This window comes from Nocardia sp. CA-135953, from assembly GCF_050955735.1.
Classification (GTDB): Bacteria; Actinomycetota; Actinomycetes; order Mycobacteriales; family Mycobacteriaceae; genus Nocardia.
The window spans coordinates 3,879,762-3,900,302 of the sequence record NZ_CP192082.1; the positions used below are offsets into that span (position 1 = coordinate 3,879,762).

The 20,541-nt window shown below is 66.0% G+C and carries 15 protein-coding genes; 5 read left to right on the plus strand and 10 right to left on the minus strand.

Annotated elements, in window-relative coordinates; translation table 11 throughout:
* Positions 1 to 131: 131 nt before the first annotated feature.
* Positions 132 to 2,594, plus strand: coding sequence for an FHA domain-containing protein (locus ACQPXH_RS18005; RefSeq protein WP_433597685.1), 2,463 nt, complete (start codon positions 132 to 134; stop codon positions 2,592 to 2,594).
* 21 nt (positions 2,595 to 2,615) lie between these two features.
* Here the strand turns inward: ACQPXH_RS18005 and ACQPXH_RS18010 are convergent, their stop codons facing one another.
* The 8 genes from ACQPXH_RS18010 to ACQPXH_RS18045 all read right to left on the minus strand — a co-directional run bounded on the left by ACQPXH_RS18010 (position 2,616) and on the right by ACQPXH_RS18045 (position 11,065).
* Entirely contained in the window at positions 2,616 to 3,677 is a 1,062-nt protein-coding gene (locus ACQPXH_RS18010; protein ID WP_433597686.1) for a ferrochelatase, read from the minus strand.
* A gap of 21 nt (positions 3,678 to 3,698) precedes the next feature.
* Positions 3,699 to 4,535: an NADH-dependent enoyl-ACP reductase InhA gene (inhA, locus tag ACQPXH_RS18015; protein ID WP_433597687.1), complete on the minus strand. Its 837-nt coding sequence runs from the start codon at positions 4,533 to 4,535 to the stop codon at positions 3,699 to 3,701.
* 71 nt (positions 4,536 to 4,606) lie between these two features.
* Positions 4,607 to 5,323: a 3-oxoacyl-ACP reductase FabG1 gene (fabG1, locus tag ACQPXH_RS18020; RefSeq protein WP_433597688.1), complete on the minus strand. Its 717-nt coding sequence runs from the start codon at positions 5,321 to 5,323 to the stop codon at positions 4,607 to 4,609.
* A 97-nt stretch (positions 5,324 to 5,420) separates the two neighbouring features.
* The gene (locus ACQPXH_RS18025; protein ID WP_357472199.1) at positions 5,421 to 6,425 is read right to left on the minus strand and encodes a VWA domain-containing protein; all 1,005 of its coding nucleotides are present in this window, start codon (positions 6,423 to 6,425) and stop codon (positions 5,421 to 5,423) included.
* Positions 6,422 to 7,372, minus strand: a complete 951-nt coding sequence (locus ACQPXH_RS18030) for a DUF58 domain-containing protein (RefSeq protein WP_327101666.1) — start codon at positions 7,370 to 7,372, stop codon at positions 6,422 to 6,424. Before ACQPXH_RS18030 ends, ACQPXH_RS18025 begins: the two co-directional genes overlap by 4 nt.
* Positions 7,373 to 7,425: 53 nt before the next feature.
* Positions 7,426 to 8,649 carry an AAA family ATPase gene (locus ACQPXH_RS18035; RefSeq protein ID WP_433597689.1) on the minus strand — a complete coding sequence of 408 codons (1,224 nt, stop codon included), beginning with the start codon at positions 8,647 to 8,649 and terminating at the stop codon, positions 7,426 to 7,428.
* A 157-nt stretch (positions 8,650 to 8,806) separates the two neighbouring features.
* A complete protein-coding gene (locus tag ACQPXH_RS18040) occupies positions 8,807 to 10,225 on the minus strand; it encodes an NlpC/P60 family protein (protein WP_433597690.1) in 1,419 nt (472 codons plus the stop codon).
* Positions 10,226 to 10,489: 264 nt separating this feature from the next.
* Entirely contained in the window at positions 10,490 to 11,065 is a 576-nt protein-coding gene (locus ACQPXH_RS18045; RefSeq protein WP_433597691.1) for an Rv1476 family membrane protein, read from the minus strand.
* Between the two features lie 333 nt (positions 11,066 to 11,398).
* Here ACQPXH_RS18045 and ACQPXH_RS18050 point away from each other — a divergent pair, with 333 nt between their 5' ends.
* The 3 genes from ACQPXH_RS18050 (at position 11,399) to ACQPXH_RS18060 (ending at position 15,768) form a co-directional block, all read left to right on the plus strand.
* Positions 11,399 to 14,215, plus strand: a complete 2,817-nt coding sequence (locus tag ACQPXH_RS18050; protein ID WP_433597692.1) for an aconitate hydratase — start codon at positions 11,399 to 11,401, stop codon at positions 14,213 to 14,215.
* 96 nt (positions 14,216 to 14,311) lie between these two features.
* On the plus strand, positions 14,312 to 14,878 hold the full coding sequence (locus ACQPXH_RS18055) for a TetR/AcrR family transcriptional regulator (RefSeq protein WP_040691943.1): 567 nt from the start codon (positions 14,312 to 14,314) through the stop codon (positions 14,876 to 14,878).
* Positions 14,879 to 14,976: 98 nt separating this feature from the next.
* On the plus strand, positions 14,977 to 15,768 hold the full coding sequence (locus ACQPXH_RS18060) for an SDR family NAD(P)-dependent oxidoreductase (protein ID WP_433597693.1): 792 nt from the start codon (positions 14,977 to 14,979) through the stop codon (positions 15,766 to 15,768).
* Positions 15,769 to 15,837: 69 nt separating this feature from the next.
* On the opposite strand, the gene ACQPXH_RS18065 is transcribed toward ACQPXH_RS18060, so the two are convergent.
* Together ACQPXH_RS18065 and ACQPXH_RS18070 are read right to left on the minus strand one after the other, a co-directional pair.
* Entirely contained in the window at positions 15,838 to 16,566 is a 729-nt protein-coding gene (locus ACQPXH_RS18065; RefSeq protein ID WP_433603495.1) for an ABC transporter permease, read from the minus strand.
* Between the two features lie 26 nt (positions 16,567 to 16,592).
* Positions 16,593 to 17,870 carry a glycosyltransferase gene (locus ACQPXH_RS18070; protein WP_433597694.1) on the minus strand — a complete coding sequence of 426 codons (1,278 nt, stop codon included), beginning with the start codon at positions 17,868 to 17,870 and terminating at the stop codon, positions 16,593 to 16,595.
* A 98-nt stretch (positions 17,871 to 17,968) separates the two neighbouring features.
* Here ACQPXH_RS18070 and ACQPXH_RS18075 point away from each other — a divergent pair, with 98 nt between their 5' ends.
* Positions 17,969 to 20,533, plus strand: a complete 2,565-nt coding sequence (locus tag ACQPXH_RS18075) for a cytochrome P450 (protein WP_433597695.1) — start codon at positions 17,969 to 17,971, stop codon at positions 20,531 to 20,533.
* Positions 20,534 to 20,541: the final 8 nt, after the last annotated feature.

Sequence of the window (20,541 nt, forward strand, 5' to 3'; positions counted from 1 at the left end):
GCCTGGACCGCGGTTTACGTCGTCGACACCCAACACCGAACAGGTGTTTGTGCTGGCGGGTTGCTGACGACCGGAATTGCGAGGTAGTCGAACATTGCCGAGAGGCTGCGGTCCAGTCGTATACTCGCGTCATGGCGGATCACCAGTCCTCCATCGAATCCCCCGGGACGCCGGTTCTTGTGGTGCAGACCCGGGAACGCGTCTATCGGCTACGCGCTGGGACGGCGTACAACGTCGGTCGCGATCCGGCATCCGACATTATCGTGACCGATCCACGCGCGTCTTCGGTACATGCCGTGCTGGAGCGCGGTGCGGACGGTTGGGAAATCGAGGATGCGGGCAGCCTCAACGGCACCTTTTTCGAAGGTCACCGCGTCGAGCGGATGCTGATCGACCATGACGAGACGTTCCAGCTCGGTCACGCCGTGGACGGCGAGCAGTTGGCCTGTTCCCTGGAAGGGCAAGAAGACCGAACCGGCCGAAAGTCCGATGACGATATCGGGGTAGACACGATGATCGTCTCCGATCCGGGCTACGACCTCGCCGATGAAGCAACGATCACGAGGTTCCACGCGGGTCGGTCCAGGCGAGTTTCGCGAACGTCACCGTCGGTGGCCCGCCCCAGCGCGATCGTCCAGATCACATCGCCCACACTTCGGATCGGACGCGCGGCGGACAACGATATCGTCGCGCACGACCTCATGCTCTCCCGCCATCACGCCGAGCTGCGCACGATCGGCGACGGCAGATACCGGATCGTCGACCTCGACAGCCACAACGGCACCTACGTCAACGGCCACCGGATCGACGCCGCGGACCTGTCCGAATTCGATCTCATCGGCATGGGCCACACCACGTTCCGGCTGGTGGGCAACGAACTGCGCGAGTTCGTCGACACAGGTGACGTATCGGTCTCGGTGCAGAGCCTCACCGTGCGGACTCCCGAGGGCAAGGTGCTCCTCGACGGGGTCAGCTTCCCCATTCCGCAACGCTCACTTGTCGGGGTCATCGGGCCGAGCGGAGCGGGCAAGTCGACACTGCTCGGCGCGGTCACCGGGTTGCGGCCCGCGACGGAGGGGACGGTCCGCTACGACGGACGCGACCTGTACACCGACTACGACGAACTCCGGCACCGCATCGGACTCGTCCCGCAGGAGGACATCCTGCACAACCAGCTTCCGACCCGGCGCGCATTGCTTTACGCGGCCGAGCTGCGCTTCCCTGGCGATACGCGCGCCGAGGAGCGCGAACAGCGGGTCGACGAGGTCCTCGACGAGCTCGGTTTGACGCGGCACGCCGATACTCGCATCGATCGACTCTCGGGCGGGCAGCGCAAACGGGTCAGCGTGGCACTGGAGTTGCTGACCAAACCGTCCCTGTTGTTCCTCGACGAACCGACCTCCGGCCTCGACCCGGGCCTGGACAAGACGGTCATGGAAATGCTGTCGGAATTGGCACACGACGGGCGGACAGTCATCGTCGTCACCCACAGCGTGGCGAATCTCGATTCCTGCGACCGCCTGCTGGTCCTGGTGCCCGGTGGTCGGCTGGCCTATTACGGGCCGCCCGCCGAGGGGCTGCAGCAGTTCGCGCAGCCCAGCTGGGCCGAGGTGTTCCAGGCGTTCGACCGCGAGGAAGACCGCGACTGGGCAGATGAGTTCCGTACTTCGCCGCGCTTCGAGAACTACGTGGCGGTCGGGCTGACCGACGACGTCGGCCCAACGGAAGTACACACACCCGCGCCGCCGCCCGCACAGCAGTCCAAGTTCAGCCAGCTCAGCACCCTGTGCCGGCGATATCTGGCAGTGATCGCCTCGGACCGCAGCTATTTGGCCCTCCTTGGGGTGATGCCCCTGCTACTCGGTGGCTTGATCGCTGCGATCCCGTCTGGCCAGGGATTCGCCGGGGCGCCGGGATCCAATACCGACGCCCCGACAAAGCTCATGGTTTTGGCATTCGGTGCGTGCTTCGTCGGCACCGGCAACTCGATTCGCGAGATCGTCAAGGAACAGACGATCTACCGCAGAGAACGCGCGGCAGGCCTGTCGGCCGGAGTCTATTTGATGTCGAAACTGCTGGTCCTGGGCGTGATCACCGCCCTGCAGTCGGCGGCGCTTGTGCTGATCGGCCTCATCGGTGTCGATATGCCGCCCAAGGGGCTCTTCACATCTGTCGAGCTGGAGCTGATCCTGGCGATGGCGCTGCTCGGCATCGCGTCGTTGGTATTGGGCTTGCTCGTGTCCGTCTCGGTGAACACCTCGGAGAAGACACTGCCGCTGCTGATTGTGCTGTCGATGGCACAGCTGGTGCTCACCGGCGGGCTGGTGCGGCTACCCGGCACCTTCGGCTTGGAGCAACTGGCCTACATAGCGCCTGCCCGTTGGGGGTTCGCCGCCGGAGCCGCCACCATCGACCTGGATACCCTCTCACCGCACTCGGGCGCGGCCGACCCGCTGTGGAAACACAGCATCGGCACGTGGCTGCTCGATATGGGAGTCGTCGCCGGGCTGGCGGCAGTCTTCCTGGCGCTGGCCTGGTACCGCCTGTATCAGCTGCGTCCACGGCGCCGCGGTGCGCGACGCGCGACGATTTGACGGCGGACGCCCACTTCGAAGCTACGTTGCCGCGGCAGGCCGTCGCGGTGGGGTGCAGCAGTCGATTGCGCAGGGGGCACCATTCACGGTGCACCCATAACCCGGAATGTCGCCGAGTCGGCGCGGCGGGCTACCGGTCAGGCGCTCGGTGATCAGTTCGACGACCAGCTGGGCGAAGCGGGGATCGGTGCCGGGGGTGGCGGCCCTGACGAACGCCATGCCGAGTTCCTCGGCCTTCTCCCTGGCTTCGTTGTCCAGATCCCAGATGACCTCGAGGTGATCGGAGACAAATCCGACCGGGCAGACCACGACCGAATCCACACCCTTGCCGGACAGATCCTCGAGATGATCGACGATATCCGGATCGAGCCAAGGGATCCGCGGTGGCCCGGAGCGGGACTGCCACACCAGGTCATAATCGGCGAATCCCGTTGCGGCGGCGCATAATCGGGCGGCCTCGGCGACTTGACGACTGTACAGACGACCACCATCGACGGGCGGTCCCGCGGAAATATCGGCCGATACCGGGATCGAGTGCGCGGTGAACACCAGTCGAGCACCTTCCCGGCGCTCGGCCGGAAGCGCATCCACCGCGGCGCGAATCGACGCAACAAACGCCTCGATCAACAGTGGATGATCGAAGTACTGCCGCAACTTCACCAGCTCCGGCGCATCCGGCCCGAAAGCCGCACGCGCCCTTGCGATGTCCTCGTCGTACTGCAGACAGCCGGAGTACCCACCCCACGCCGAGGTCGGGAATACCAATGCCGTCCGCACACCGTCGGCCGCCATGCGCGCGACGGTATCCTCGACCATCGGATCCCAGTTGCGGTTACCGAAGTACACCGGCAATTCGATTCCGGCACCGGCCAATTCGCGCTCCACCGCGGCGATGATGTCGCGGTTGAGCGCATTGATCGGGGAGACACCGCCGAAGTGCAGGTAATGCTGCGCGACCTCCTCGAGACGTGGGCGCGGCACGCCCCGCCCCCGAGTGACGTTCTCCAGGAACGGCATCACGTCCTCGGGCCGCTCGGGACCGCCGAACGACAGCAGCAGCAGGGCGTCGGCGGCCCGAACCACGGTGTCTCCCTTCGGATTACCTCAGTTGATCGACATGTTCTCCGGGAACCAGGTGTTGTGGCTGGCTCCACCGTCGACGTAGATGATCGAACCGGTGGTGCCGGGCAGCCAGTCCGAGAGCAGCGCGACGATCGACTTCGCCACCACGGTCGGGTCGTCGACATCCCAGCCGATCGGCGACGCGCCGTCCCAGTAGGCGTTGAGCTGGTTCAGCTTGGCGGCATCATCGGTCGCGGTGCCCGCGATGGCCTTGGCCGCGAGGGTCTTGATCGGGCCCGCGGCGATCAAATTCGAGCGAATCCGCTTGGCGGTGCCGACCTCGCGCGCCACATACCGGTTCACCGACTCCAGCGCGGCCTTGGCCACACCCATCCAGTTGTAGAACGGCATCGCGGTGCGCGGATCGAAGTCCATGCCGACGAGCGAACCGCCCTCGTTCATCACCGGCAGCACGGCGCGGGCCAGCGAGGCGTAGCTCCAGGCAGAGATCTCGAAGGCCTTGGCCGCATCCGGACCGGGACCGTCCAGGAACGGACGCGCCTCCGGGCCCATCAGCGTGCGCGGCGCGAAGGCGATCGAGTGCAGCACACCGTCGAGACCGACCGGTGCGAGTTCCCGGACCTTATCGGCGAGCGCGACCAGGTCGTCCTCGTTGGTGACATCGAGCGGGATGGCCGGGGCGACCTCTTGCGGCAGCCGCTTGGCGATCCGATCGATCAGCCGCAGCCGCTCCGGAATGCCGGTGATGATCACCTTCGCGCCCTGCTCCTGCGCGACTGCCGCCGCGTGGAACGCGATCGAGGAATCGGTGATGATGCCGGTGATCAGGATGGTCTTGCCTTCGAGCAATCCGCCCATGGGTTTCGGTTCTCCTGTAATCGAAGTTCAACTGGTTACGCGACCGCCGAACACGCCGGCTGTCGGTTGGGTCAGTGGCCCATGCCCATGCCGCCGTCGACCGGGATCACCGCGCCGGACACGTAGCGCGAATCCTCGGAAGCGAGGAAGCTGACCACGGCCGCGACATCCTCGGGCTCGCCCAACCGCTGCAGCGGAATGAATTTCTTCGCCATATCGCGCAGATCGTCGGGCAGCTCAGCGGTCATATCGGTCTCGATGAAGCCGGGCGCGACGACATTGGCGGTGATCGAACGCGAACCGAGTTCACGGGTGACCGAGCGAGCCAGACCGATGACGCCGGCCTTGGACGCGGCGTAGTTGATCTGTCCGGCCTGACCGGCAAGACCGACCACCGAGCCCAGGAAGATCATCCGACCCCAGCGTGCCCGCAGCATCGCGCGGTTGGCACGCTTGGCGCAGCGGAACGCACCGGTCAGGTTCGCATCGATGACCTTGGTGAACTGCTCCTCGCTCATCCGCATCAGCAAGGTGTCGTCGGTGATGCCCGCATTGGCGACCAGCACCTCGACCGCCCCCTGATGCTGCTCCACCTCGGTGAAGGCGGCATCGACCGAATCACTGTCCGTCACATCGCATTTCACACCGAACAGACCGTCCGGAACCCCCGACCCACGATGCGTGACGGCCACCTTGTGCCCATCGGCAAGCAGACGCTGCGCGACCGCGAGTCCGATACCGCGGTTGCCACCGGTCACCAGGACCGACCGGGATGTGATTTTCGACATGAAGACCAACCTATCTGTTCGGGTTCGTGCGCCACGCCCGGGCCACACATAGTGCGCTATGTCGAACCGGGCGCGTCGCGACGGCGGGCATTGACGACTACGGCAGGCGTTGACGATAGAGCAAGCCGGTAACTACACCGGCAGCGACAACGAGCATGCCGAGCAAAAGCCACGGTCTGCTGGCATCGCCCCTGGTCATCTCGTAACCGATCTGCTCTTCGAGCGTGTCGTAGACCGCGGTCAACTCGGTCAGGCTCGAGGCGGTATAGAAATCGCCGCCGGAGAGTTTGGCGATCTCGCGCAGCGCATCGTCGTCGACAGGCACCTTGACGCGCTGGGCGCCTTTACCGTCCTGATCCGGAATCTCCACCGTGCCCCATGACGTGCCGAACGAAATCGTGGATACCGGAACGCCTTTGTTCTTGGCGAGGCGGGCCGCGGTGAAACCGTGCCGTGGATTGTCGACATCCTTGTCGTCGGGCACCGTTTGCTTACCGTCGGACATCAACACGATGCGCGCGGGCGGTGGCGTTTCCGCACCACCGAGCACGGTGGCGATGGTGTCGATCGACTGCAGCGCGGTGAGAATGCCCTCACCGGTGGCCGTGCGCTCGGCGAGTTTGATGTTGTCGATGGCCGCCTTGACGGCCTCGCGGTTCGTCGTCGGCGGCACCATCACCGAAGCGGTGCCCGCGAAGGTGACGAAGCCGAGATTGATACCGGGCGGCAGCCCGTCGACGAATTCCTTACCGGCCTTCTGCGCCACCTTCAGTCGCGACGGCGGCACATCGGTCGCCTCCATGGACAGCGAAACGTCCATCACCAGAACGACTGTCGCGCGATTGCGCGGCACCTTCTTGACGGCGGTCGGCCCCGCGGCCGCGATGGTGAGGAACACCAGACCCACCAGCATCAACGCGATCGGCACATGCCGCATCGGACTCGGCCGCGACGGGGCGACCTTCTCCAGCAGCTCCATATTGGTGAACTGCAACATGTGCCGGTGGCGGCTGCGCTGAACGAGGATATAGCCCAACGCGATCAGTACGACCACGGCGAGAAAACCGAGCCAGACCAGCGCGGTGAAATGCGAAATACTCACTGGCGCGGCGCCCGTCCGCTCGGGGCGCCGAATGCGTGGCGCCGGGTGGACACGAACCGGACCACGTCGGAGATCCAGTCCCGATCGGTCTGCAGGGTGAGCACCGGTGCGCCGCAACTACGCAGCGCCTGTTCGACCTGAACACGATGCCGCTCGGCGGCGGCCGCGAAATCGGCACGCAGCGAAGGTGTCACGCTGAATTCGCGGGTGCGCCCGGTCTCGGGATCGTGCAGCACCACATCACCCACATCGGGCAGCGACAGGTCGCGCGGATCGAGCACCTCCACCGCGAGCAGATCGTGGCGCGCGGAGATGGCGCGCAGTGAGCGCTGCCAGTTGATATCACCGAGGAAGTCGCTGATCACCACCGCGAGTCCGCGCTTGCGCTGCGGGCGGCGCAGCGATTCGATCGCCTCGCGCAGATCGCCGCGCACACCGTCGGGGGCGTGCGGCGTCGTCGCGATCTCGCGCAGCATCGACTGCGCGTGCACCCGGCCGCTGCGCGCGGGAATGCGGGTCAACTGCTCACCGGTCGCGACGACCGCACCGATCCGATTGCCACCGCCGCTGGTGAGGTGGGTGATCGCCGCGGCGGCCGCGACGGCCAGATCGCGTTTCTGGCACAGCGCGGTACCGAAGTCGAGGCTGGCCGACAAATCGACCACCATCCAGGTCTCGAGTTCCCGGTCCGCGATCATCTGCCGCACATGCGGATGGGTGGTGCGGGCGGTGACGGACCAATCCATCTGGCGCACATCGTCGCCCGGCTGATAGGTCCTTGCCTCGCCCGGCTCCGAGCCGGGGCCCGGAATCAAACCGAGGTGATCGCCGTGCAGAACACCGTCGAGCCGGCGACGGACGGTGAGTTCCAGCGTTCTGAGCGCTGCGGTCAGTTTGGGGTCGGACAGTTCGCCCGATCGGAAAGACGGTGGTGCATGTGGGGACATCGGCACTGGTGGAACCCCGTCTTGTGGAAAATCAGGCACAGCCGATGCCGAGGTCACTTCGGCTGGTTATTGCCGGCGGCCGGAGACATCTGCGCGACCGGCGGCTGCGGCACCGCGTCCTGGGGGGCGGGCGGCTGCGGGATCGGCGGCTGCGCCCCGTGCGGACCCATGGCGGGCGACCCGGCCGGAACGGGTGCGGCCTGCGGCTGTGCCCCGGCTCCTCGAGGTGCGACCGCCTGCGGCGCGACCTGCGGCAGGCCGACTGTCTGCAGCACGCGCTTGATCACATCGTCGGGGCTGATCTCATCGGCGAGCGCGTCGTAGGACAACACGAGCCGGTGGCGCAGCACATCCGGAATCACCTCGACGACATCCTGCGGCACCACATAGTCGCGGCCGCGGATCAGCGCGACGGCACGGGCCGCGGCGATGATGCCGAGGCTGGCGCGCGGCGAGGCACCGTAGGCGATCCAACTCGCCACATCCTGCATGCCGAAATCGCCGGGCTTGCGGGTCGCCGCGATCACCCGGACCACGTAGTCGACCAGCGCGTGGTGCACGAACGTATTCGCGGCCACCTTCTGCAAGCGGATCAATTCGGACGGCTCGAGGATCGGCTTGGCCTCCGGCGGGGTGACACCCATCCGGTAGATGATCTCGCGCTCTTCCTCCACCGACGGATAGTCGACGACCACCTTGAACAGGAAGCGGTCGCGCTGCGCCTCGGGCAGTGGGTACACGCCCTCGCTCTCGATCGGGTTCTGGGTCGCCATGACCAGGAACGGATCGGGCATCGGATAGGTCTTGCCACCGATCGACACGTGCCGCTCGGCCATCACCTCGAGCAGTGCGGACTGCACCTTGGCCGGCGCGCGGTTGATCTCGTCTGCGAGCACGAAGTTCGCCACGACCGGGCCGAGTTCGGTATCGAATTCCTCGCGGCCCTGGCGGTAGATGCGGGTACCGATCAGGTCGGTGGGCACCAGGTCGGGGGTGAACTGGACGCGGGCGAACGAACCGCCGACCACCCTGGCGAAGGTCTCCACCGCAAGGGTTTTGGCGATACCCGGCACACCCTCGAGCAGTACGTGGCCGCGTGCGAGAACCCCGACGAGCAGCCGTTCGACGAGCCGGTCCTGGCCGACGATAACGCGCTTGACCTCGTATATCGCCTTCTCCAGGGTCTGGACGTCACGCTCCAGGGTGCTGGGTGCGGGAGCAGCGGCCTCTTTCGCCAAACTTGCCCCGCTCACACCGTCCGTCGAAGTCACCAACATCCCCGCTTTCGCTTTGGTCCTGTGCGTGCTGCCACAACTATTCCAGGTAATGGCCGCATATGCCGCAACCGGACCCGAGATCACGGCAAATCAACAGGTTCACGGTCGGGTTCGCGGCGTTCGGCCCAGCCTGGGGGTTACCAGACGAGCCTAGGGGTTAGGAGACGATCCGCACCGCGTACGGCATGATGCCGCCCTCGCGCACCGAAGACACCCGTACCACTTCGCCGGATTGCGGCGCCTCCACCATCTTCCCGTTTCCGAGGTAGAGCGCAACATGTTCGCTGCCGTTCGGCCCCCAGAACAGCATGTCGCCGCGGCTGCGCTCGGCGACGGGCACCCTGGTGCCCGCGTTGTATTGATAGCCGCTGTAGTGCGGCAGTGAGACGCCGATGCCGGCGAAGGCGTAGATCATCAGACCGGAGCAGTCGAAGCCGACCTTGTTGTAATCGCCGTAGCTGTCGGCGACACCGCCGTCGCGGATGCCGAGGGTCGGCCCGTCCTCGTCGCCACCGCCCCAGGCATAGACGACACCCAGCTGCGACATGGCCCGATCGACCACGGTTTCGATCGCCTCGGAGCCGCCGATGGACGGCGTGGTCACACGCGGGCGGGTCTGGCGCGGCGACGGCGAACCGTCCATCTGGATATGCGGCCGATTACCCTCGCCCGCCTGTGCCGCGCGGTCCTTGGCGGCCTGGTCCTGGGCCGCACGGGCGGCCGCGGCCGCGGCGGCCGCACGGATGGCGGCCTCCTCGGCCTTGCGCTGTTCGTCCCAGGCCAGATAGGCCTCGCGTTGTCCTTGCAGCCCGGCCACATTCGCGCGCGCCTGGTCGAGACGGCCCTGCACCACCGCGCGCTCGCGTAATAGGCCCTCCCGCTGCGCCGCCTGCTGATCTTGTTCGGCCTTTACGGCGGCGACGGCGTTTTCGGCGTCGGTCTTCTTCTGCTCGGCCACCGCGGCGGCCGCGTCGGCGGCCGATTTCGCTTGGCGCGCACTGGCATTCCTATTGCCCTGTTCGATCTGGGCGCGGCGCAACGAGTCGAGTACCGACTGCTGATTCTTCGATACCAGCGTGACCACCCGGGCGCGGCTGAGGGCGACATCCGGGGTGGCCGAGGACAGATAGGTGACCATCGAGGTCGCGGCGGGCCGGGTGTACGCCTGCACCGCGAACTGGTCGAAGTTGTGTCTGGCCTGGTCGACCTGGGCTCCGGCGTCGCTCAGTTCGCGCTGGGTCCGCACCACCGCGGCCGCGGCCGCGTCGGCGGCTTCGCGAGCGTCCTGCAGATCGACGAGGGCCTTGTTCACCTCTTCGCGCTTCTGGGCGATCGCGCCGTCGAGTTCCTGCAGCTTCTGATCCGTCACCGCGACCTGGTTGATCAGCGCGCCGACCTCGGTCACTCTGGCGTCGACTTGTGCTCCGGCGTCGGCGATCTGGCTATCGCTCGGATTGGGCGGGGCAGGCGGCACCGCAGCGACCGGTCCGGCTGTCACGAGCACAGCGGCAGTAACCAGCAACCCCAGAGCGACCCACAGTGGACGCCGAGAACAGGCAACGCCGTTGTTGCGCATCGCACCTCCCAAGGACCCGACCAGGCTTGACCTCACGAGCCCCCTGCGAACCATCACGCTCAGTGGTGCACAGATAGCTCTCTGAACACTCTTTCCCCATCAGTCACCATTCGAACCGTACGACACATCATTCACTAAAGAAACTCCGGCAACAGAACTACAGCCGCGTAATTTGTCCGTTGCCGAGAAATAGCCACATGGGCACGGGGATTCGGTCGGCAAAAACAAACCGACCGACAGGAAAAGTAGCTGAGCGGATGCTCGCTACGAGGTTGGGTCCCGGTCGTCGCGGCGACCCGAAACCCCTACCGGCACAGCCCGCTCGGCAGAACGGCGGGACTTCACCCAGTAGAGTCCGCCGACCAGCGCCGCCGTGCCGACAAGCAACACACTGGTGATCACGGTCCAGGAGAACGTCTCCGGCCGCTCCAGCTGATCGACGAAAAGCTGCGCCGCCTGCGCCGAATGCCCCTGCGTGCTCTTGGAAAAGTCCTCGGCCCGCTCCAGCTTCACCCGGCTGATCGAATCGCTGTAGGTGCCGACCCAGTCGTCGCTGAACACCACAACGGTTCCGTGCTCGGTCTTACCGACCTCGGTGGCCAGGTCCCGTAGATTGGAGTCGTGGCCTGGATTACCGGGAATCACTACGATGCTGAGCTCGATGCCGTGGGCACGAGCATCCGCGACGACCGCCTCGAGCGCGTCCTGATCCTTCCCCTTCGGCGTGGCCACATGATTGTCGACCACATCCTCCTTGATCTGGGTCAACGTCTTGTCGTCGATACCAGGGGGGAGTTCGGCGCGCATAGGCGTGAACACCGAGGTGTGCGAGACGGTCATCTTCCATCCGGTCTGTCGAGCCGCATCGGCACGCGAGGCGACGGGCATACAACACTGCAGGGTGAAGCGGTGCAGGCCCACCGGTCACCCCGAGCAACTCGAAAGCACAGTACGCGACGGAGTGTCGGCTCACCTTCGGACGGCGCGTTCAACGGCACCCGCGCGTTTCACAGGACAAGCGTACTGTTAGGCTCGAAGCCGCGAGGAGCCAGTATGTTCCAGCGCTGGAACCCTCCGAACACGTAACCGTAGCGACTGCCTGCAAGTCGCTCGAAAAATCAGCCGCGGGCACAGCCCCGCCCGCGGCCACCCTCACAGACGAGTGGAGCTGACGTGACGACAAGTATCGATACTTTCGGCGCCAAGGGCACCCTCGAGGTCGGAAGCGACTCCTACGAGATCTTCCGTCTCTCGGCCGTGCCCGGGACCGAAAAACTCCCCTACGCACTGAAGGTCCTCGCGGAGAATCTGCTCCGCACCGAGGACGGCGCCAACATCACCGCCGACCATGTCCGCGCGATCGCGAACTGGGATCCGTCGGCCGAGCCCGACACCGAGATCCAGTTCACCCCGGCCCGCGTGATCATGCAGGACTTCACCGGTGTGCCCTGCATCGTCGACCTGGCCACCATGCGTGAGGCCGTCACGACCCTCGGCGGCGACCCGAACAGGGTCAACCCGCTCGCCCCCGCCGACATGGTCATCGACCACTCGGTCATCCTCGATGTGTTCGGCCGCGCCGACGCCCTCGAGCGCAACGTCGACCTGGAGTACCAGCGCAACGGCGAGCGCTACCAGTTCCTGCGCTGGGGCCAGGGCGCCTTCGACGACTTCAAGGTTGTGCCGCCCGGCGTCGGCATCGTGCACCAGGTCAACATCGAATACCTGGCCCCCACGGTTATGGTCCGCAACGGCCAGGCCTATCCGGACACCTGCGTCGGCACCGACTCGCACACCACCATGGTCAACGGCCTTGGCGTACTGGGTTGGGGCGTCGGCGGTATCGAGGCCGAGGCGGCCATGCTGGGCCAGCCGGTCTCCATGCTCATCCCGCGCGTGGTCGGCTTCAAGCTGACCGGTGAGATCAACCCCGGCGTGACCGCCACCGACGTGGTGCTCACCGTCACCGATATGCTGCGCAAGCACGGTGTGGTCGGCAAGTTCGTCGAGTTCTACGGCAAGGGCGTCGCCGAGGTGCCGCTGGCGAACCGCGCCACCCTGGGCAACATGAGTCCCGAATTCGGTTCCACCGCAGCGATCTTCCCGATCGACGGCGAGACCATCAACTACCTTCGCCTCACCGGCCGCACCGACGAGCAGCTCGCGCTGGTCGAGGCGTACGCCAAGGAGCAGGGCCTGTGGCACGACGCCGACAACGAGCCCGCCTACTCGGAGTACCTCGAGCTGGACCTGAGCACCGTGGTGCCGTCGATCGCCGGTCCGAAGCGTCCGCAGGACCGAATCCTGTTGTCGGACTCCAAGACCGCGTTCCGCAAGGACATCCACAACTACACCAGCGACGCGGAGACCGGCCCCGCTGCCGTCACCCCGCACTCGCACCTGGACGAGGCCGTCGAGGAGTCCTTCCCGGCTTCCGATCCGGCCGTGCTGTCCTTCGCCGACGATGACGCCTTGCTGCCGTCCGCCGCAAACGGCAATGTCGGCCGCCCGTCCAAGCCGGTCAAGGTTTCCGATCCAGAGCGCGGCGACTTCGTGCTCGATCACGGCGCGGTCGTGGTCGCGGGTATCACCTCGTGCACCAACACCTCCAACCCGTCGGTCATGCTGGGCGCGGCCCTGCTGGCTCGTAACGCGGTCGAGAAGGGCCTGTCCTCCAAGCCGTGGGTCAAGACCAACATGGCCCCGGGCTCGCAGGTCGTCGCCGACTACTACGAGAAGGCCGGTCTGTGGCCGTACCTCGAGAAGCTGGGCTTCTACGTGGGCGGCTTCGGCTGCACCACCTGCATCGGCAACACCGGCCCGCTGCCGGACGAGATCTCCAAGGCGATCAACGACAACGACCTGTCGGTCACCGCGGTGCTGTCCGGTAACCGCAACTTCGAGGGTCGTATCTCCCCCGACGTGAAGATGAACTACCTGGCCTCGCCGCCGCTGGTCATCGCGTACGCGCTCGCGGGCACCATGGACTTCGACTTCGAAACCGACGCCCTTGGCAAGGACACCGACGGCAACGATGTCTTCCTGAAGGACATCTGGCCGTCCCCTCAGGAGATCGACGACACCATCAAGACGGCGATCAGCCGGGACATGTTCACCAAGTCCTATGCCACGGTCTTCCAAGGCGACGAGCGCTGGCAGGGCCTGAACACCCCTGAGGGCGACACCTTCGCGTGGGACGAGAACTCGACCTACGTCCGCAAGGCGCCCTACTTCGACGGCATGGATATGGAGCCGGTTCCGGTCGAGGACATCAAGGGCGCGCGCGTGCTCGCGCTGCTCGGCGACTCGGTCACCACCGACCACATCTCCCCGGCGGGTCCGATCAAGCCGGGCACCCCGGCCGCGCAGTACCTCGACTCGCACGGCGTGGAGCGCAAGGACTACAACTCCCTCGGCTCGCGTCGCGGTAACCACGAGGTGATGATCCGCGGCACGTTCGCCAACATCCGGCTGCGCAACCAGCTGCTCGACGATGTCTCGGGCGGTTACACCCGCGACTTCACCCAGGAGGGCGGCCCGCAGGCGTTCATCTACGACGCCTCGCAGAACTACCAGGCCGCCGGGATCCCGCTGGTCGTGCTCGGCGGTAAGGAGTACGGTTCGGGTTCCTCGCGTGACTGGGCCGCCAAGGGCACCTCGCTGCTGGGTGTGAAGGCCGTCATCACCGAATCCTTCGAGCGCATCCACCGCTCGAATCTCATTGGCATGGGCGTCATTCCGCTGCAGTTCCCGGCCGGTGAGTCGGCCGCGTCGCTGAAGCTGGACGGCACCGAGACCTTCGACATCGAGGGCATCACCAAGCTGAACGAGGGTGCGACTCCGAAGACCCTTAAGGTCACCGCCACCAAGGAGAACGGTGATGTCGTCACCTTCGACGCGGTGGTACGGATCGACACCCCCGGTGAGGCCGACTACTACCGCAACGGTGGCATCCTGCAGTACGTGCTGCGCAACATGATTCGCGGCTGAACGACTGTGCTGCAGTAGGTCCGCGCACCGCATAACCCGCGGTGCGCGGACCTCTTCACATCGCATTGCCCGCTTCGCTCGGAGGAGCCCGCCGAAATGCCCAAAGTCAGTGATGATCACCTCGCCGCCCGGCGTAGTCAGATTCTGGACGGGGCGCGGGCCTGTTTCGCCGAGTACGGGTACGACGGTGCGACCGTGCGCCGCCTGGAAGAGGCCATCGGCCTGTCTCGCGGCGCGATCTTCCACCATTTCCGGGACAAGGACGCGCTGTTCCTCGCGCTGGCCCAAGAAGATGCCGACCGCATGGCCGATGTCGCGGCCAATCAGGGTCTGGTGCAGGTCATGCGCGATATGCTCGCCCACCCGGAGCAATTCAATTGGCTCGGAACCCGTTTGGAGATCGCGCGCCGCCTGCGCACCGATCCGGAATTCCGTGCGAGCTGGACCCAGCGCTCCGCCGAACTCACCGCTGCCACCCTCGCCCGCCTGGAACGCCGCAAGGCCGCAGGCGCTTTGCGCGACGATGTCCCGACCGATGTGTTGCTCGGATATCTGGACCTCGTGCTGGACGGGCTCATCGCCCGCATCGCCTCCGGACACACCAACGAAAACCTTTCGGCCGTACTGGATCTCGTAGAAGCCTCGGTCCGCCGCAAGGAGTGAGTCAGCCGCGGCATACCCGCGCGAACCATCCGGTCACGGCGACATCCTGCAACCACAGATGCGTCACGGAATGCGGAATCTCGACAATAATCGTCGACATGGAACTGAACGGAGCACGAGTCCTGATCACCGGCGCGACGGGCGGGATCGGGGTCGCGATCGCCGCCGCGGTCACCGCACGGGGTGCGAACGTAGTGCTGTCCGGACGGCGAGCCGAAGCACTCGACCAGGTCGCGACCCGGTTCGGCGCGCGGGCGGTGGTCGCGGACCTCGCCGTGCCGGGCGGTGCCGAGAAGCTGCTCGAGGAGGCCGGTGACCTCGATGTCGTCATCGCCAACGCCGCACTGCCCGGTTCGGGCGACCTGCTCGACTATTCGCTGACCGAGATCGATCGGGCGCTCGAGGTCAATCTGCGCGCCCCCATCGTGCTTGCCCGCCTTGCCGGTGCGCAGCTGGCCGAACGCGGCACAGGACACCTGGTCTTCATCAACTCCCTGTCCGGCAAGGCCGCATCCGGCAAGGCGGCGATGTACAACGCGACAAAATTCGGACTGCGCGGCTTCGCCTTGGCCTTACGCGCCGACCTGCAAAGCCGGGGCATCGGTGTCTCCTCGATCTACCCCGGATTCGTCAGGGACGCGGGCATGTTCGTCAAATCCGGCGCGACCGTACCACCGGGCGTCGGCACCCGGAGCCCGGAAGACGTCGCGAAAGCCGTGGTCCGAGCGATCGAACGGAACATCGCCGAAACCGACGTGGCCCCGCTCCCGGTCCGCCTCGGCGCGACATTGGCCCTGATCGCCCCCAATCTCTCGAGCCGCGTCCAGCGTCTCTTCGGCGCCGACAAGGTAATGACCGAACTGGCCACTGGTCACCGCAATATGCGCTGAGCCCTACAACGGGATGCGACGCCGTTCCGCAATTCTCGTCGATCTTCACCCGCGGCATGTAGAAGCTGGTCAGCTGTGCGATAGCCGACTGAATACGATGCCGGCACCGGCGAATCCGAGGGTGCCCAGCACAGCGCACCAGAGGAGGGCGAGGGGGGCGTTGTGGCCGGTGTCCAGGGAGTTCAGGAGTCCACGCACGGTTTCGATGATGGGGGTGGCGGGTTGGTAGTCGGCGAAGCCGCGTAGCCAGTCGGGCATGGTGGTGGTTTGGACGAAGGCGCTGCTGATGTAGGGGATGAACATGATGGCGTAGGTGAGGCCGCCGGCGGCTTCCGGATTCTTGGCGACCAGGCCGAGCGCGACGGCGATCCAGGAGATGGCGGTGACGAACAGGGTGATTACCGCGAGGGCCGCCAGCCAGCCGAGTGGACCGGCCTGCGGGCGGTAGCCGAGCGCGAGCGCCACCGTGACCGCGATGGCGATGGCCGCGAGATTGCGGACAACGCCCTCGGCGACGTGGCCCGCGAGCACGGCCTGACGGAACATCGGCAGGGTGCGGAAGCGGTCGATGCTGCCCCCTGTCATATCGGCGGATACGGCGGTGGCGGTGATCGATGAGCCGAAACCCGTGCACAGCAACATGATTCCGGGCACCACATAGTCGAGGTAGGGTCCGCCGACATCGATGGCACCGCCGAAGACGTAGGTGAACAGCAGCATCACCAGAATCGGCATGAGCAGCGAAATGATCAGGGTGTCGCGGCTGCGCAAGGTGTGCCGGGCACAGCGTCGGAACATGACGAGGGTGTCGGCGAAGACGTCGGTCACCGGGCGGCGGTTTCGATGATGTCGGCGGTGCGGGCGGCGGCGTCCTCGGCGCTCAGCGTCTTCGCGAATTCTGCTGCACGGGAGCGGCGTTCGGGCGTCAGCAGCGACGCGACGCCTTGTTCCAGCCGGGCTTCGGTCAGTCGCGTGAACGGCAGATGCGCACCCACACCGAGCCGCTCGACCTGCCCGCCCCACATCGGTTGTTCGAACGACACCGAGCACACCAACGTCGGCAATCCGGCGCGCAGACTCTCGAACAGCGTCCCGATACCGCCGTGATGCACCGCCGCGGCACAATACGGAAAAACCAGATCGTGCGCGAACGGACCGACAACTTTCACATTCGGCCCTGCCTGCGCATCGGCAATATCCAGATCACTCCATCCCGCACTGACCAAAGCACGCACACCCGAACGAGCAGACACCTCGATAACCATCGCCAGCACCGCGGCCGTATCCCGAATGGGCATACTGCCGAATCCGAAGAACACGGGCGGCTCCCCCGCCTCGATCCACGACAGAATGCCGGCGTGGTCGCCGGCCAGATCACCGACGGCCTCACGGGCAGCGTGATCGAGCGTCAGAAATCCGGTGAACGGCCTACGCTCATCCCATTGTTCGGGCAATCCGGGAACCAACGCCGGATCGTAGATCTGCACCTCGGGAACATGCGCACGTGCCAATACCGCTGCGGTACTCGCCCGTGATTTCGGCAGGCCGAGCGTCGCGCGTAGCTCGTTGAGATAACGCATGAACACCACCCGGCGCAGATTCTCCGCGACCGCCCATGTCGCACGATTCACGGCCGCGGGCGGATTCCACCGCGGCGGCAGCGCACCCGGGAACGGATATGCGCCATTACTCCGGCAGGGAAAGTAATGCAGGCTTACCAGCGGAATCCCCATTGCCTCCGCAACCGAACTCGCGCGATCCTCGGTGACCGTGCTCGCCACGATCAGATCCGCACCCGTGCAAACGTCGATGACTTCTCGATTCATCTGCTGGGCGTAATCGGCCATCTGCCGGGCTACCAATTGCATCAACCGCAAGGTGTTGCCCGCGGCCAGCGCCCGCTGCCCGGCGTCCGAACTGTAGAGTTGCTGCACATCCGGTCCGCAGGCGAGGGCGGCAAGCCCGGTGGCCGTGGCGAATTCGACCAGATTCGGCGGCGCCCCGAGCAGCACATCGTGGCCGCGACGACGCAGCTCGACTCCGAGTGCCACGACGGGCTGGACATCACCGCGGGTTCCGGTGAGCGGAATCGCTATTTTCACGGCGGCTCTTTCGGTGTCGGTTCCCCTGGCGACGCCGACCGGATATTCCACAGAATTGAGGGCTCCGCACGGCGGCGATGTGTCAGTACAGTGCCATTGTGCACATAGCGATGTTCATGGACTACCACCCGACCACCCTCGGTGGGGTCCAGACCGCGGTCGCTTCGCTGTGCCGAGGACTCGAACGCGCAGGTCACCGCGTCACCCTGTTCGTCGCACCGCAGCCGGGCGCCGACCGGCTCCCGAATGTGGTGCCGCTGCGCGCCGTCGGTGGTCTCGCGGTGAACGGATTCCCGGTTGTGCTGCCGACCGAGCACAATGCCGAACTCATCGACGCCGCCTTCGCCGCACACGGCTTGATCGACCTCGTCCACACCCACACCACCTACGGTGTCGCCATCGCCGGCATGAAAGCCGCACGGCGACACCGGATTCCGCTGATCCACACGGCCCAGAGCCGCGACGACGCGTTCATCGAGAACACCTCACCCGCACCCTATCCGGCGGCGCTGGCACTGCGCGCCCTGCACGGCCGGTTCGTACCGAACGATCAGCACATGCCGCACCGCGCCGAAAGCCGTGCGGCACGCCATGCCTGGTGGACGATCGTCGCTCAGGCCCAGGCCGCGGATCGCGTCATCGCGCCGACCCAGCACTTCGCCGACCAACTACTCGCCCACGGTCTGACCCGGCCGCTTCGGGTGGTATCCAACGGCGTCGATGACGAGCTCATCGAAAACCTCGGCGGCACACCGGTTGTCGAACGCGCGATCGACGCGCCATTGCGGCTGATCTGGTGCGGGCGGCTCTCGGCCGAGAAGCGCTTGCTCGCCGCGATCGAGGCAGTGCGGTATCTCGACGACTGCACACTGGACGTCTTCGGCGACGGCGACCTACTGACCCAGGCGGCCGCCACCATCGCCGAAAATCGACTCGCGGACCGAATCCGCTTGCACGGCAGGGCCACTCAGTCCGAATGCCTCGTTGCCATGTCCGAAGGCGACGCACTGCTGTTCCCCTCCAACGGTTTCGACACACAGGGCATGGTCCTGCTGGAGGCGGTGGCAGTCGGCCTGCCGATCATCTATTGCGATGCCGATCTCGACGAGTCGGTGCCTGCCGGGGGTGGCATTCGCACCGCCGACCCGTCGCCGGGAGCGATCGCCGACACCATTGCCGAACTCGACGCCGATCGCACCGCGCTCGCGGAAATGCGCCAGATTCTCGGCAAATACGGCGACTCGGTGCGCCAGTCGCAGCACATCGGGACCGTGCTCGAAATATATCGACAGGCTCGGGCCGAGTCCGCGCGCAGCCCAGAACTGGTCATGCCGCAGTCACTTTCGGACGTACCTACCGCGCCTGGTCGATTGCCACTGGTCGGCCACAGTCTGCGGGCCCTGCGCGACGCTCCGGGCTTCGTCACCTCGCTGGCCGATCTCGGCCCGATCGTGCGCCTGCGGTTCGGCCAGAAGACCGGATATCTGCTCACCACACCGGATCTCGTGCGCGAGGTCGGGCTCGGCGATGCCGAACTCAATCGGGACGATCTGCGTGAGGCCATCGAGGATGTCGCGGGCGGCTCCGTCAATGTTCTGCGCGGTGAAGAACACAAGCTGCGGCGACGCATGATCTCGCCCGCACTGCGGCAGAGCAGGCTTACCGAATACACGCGGTCGGCGGCCGATATCGCCGAAACCTGGTCGGCGGGACTGCCTTCGGGCAGACGCGTGAATCTCATGGACGAGGCGCACGGCCTGATTCTCGACACGGTCTCCTCGACACTGTTCACCGCCGAGTTCAGCGATCACGCGCGCCGCGAGATCCGGGACAGCGTCCCATGGCTGCTCAGTCAGGTCATTCTGCGCACCGCGCTGCCCCCGCAGGTGCGCCGACTGCGGCTCATCTCGAACTGGCGCTGGCGCACCAAGGCTCGCCACCTACGCGCGGCCATCGGCGCCGTCATCGCCGAATACCGCCGCCGCGACGAGGATTTCAACGATGTGGTCTCGGCGCTCATCCGGCACACCGACAGCGAGACCGGCGCGACGCTGTCCGATGAGCACATCATCGACGAAGCGATCCTCATGCTGGCCGGTGGCGTCGGCTCGATGGCATCGCTGACCGGCTGGCTCTGGCACGAGGTCATGCGTCGCCCACACATCGCCGAGCGGTTGTATGCCGAACTCGATTCCGTCGTTGGAACGGGCCCGGTCCGCGCCGATCATCTCGGCGCCCTTCCCTACCTGAAACAGGTTGTGGCAGAGACGCTTCGGTTCTGGGGGCCGTGGATCAGCGCGGGCACCGCCGAGGGCGACGTCACCATCGGCGGACTCACCGTTCCGGACGGCACCGCAATCATGTTCTCCCCCTACCTGGTTCAGCACAACAAGCGCTACTACGCCGATCCGGAAGCGTTCGACCCGGATCGCTGGTCGCCCGAGCGCGCAGCCGATATCGACAAGAAGGCCAACCTTTCGTTCGGCGTCGGCCGTCGCCGGTGCCTCGGCGACCATTTCGCCATGATCGAGATCGGCCTCGCCGCCGCCGCGCTGCTGGCCCGCTGGCGCCCGACACCCGACCCGAACTACACGGTGCGCGCCTCCAATCGAGACTTCGTCCTGTCTCCCTCGGCGCTGCCGGTTACGCTGCGACCGCGATAAATACTTGC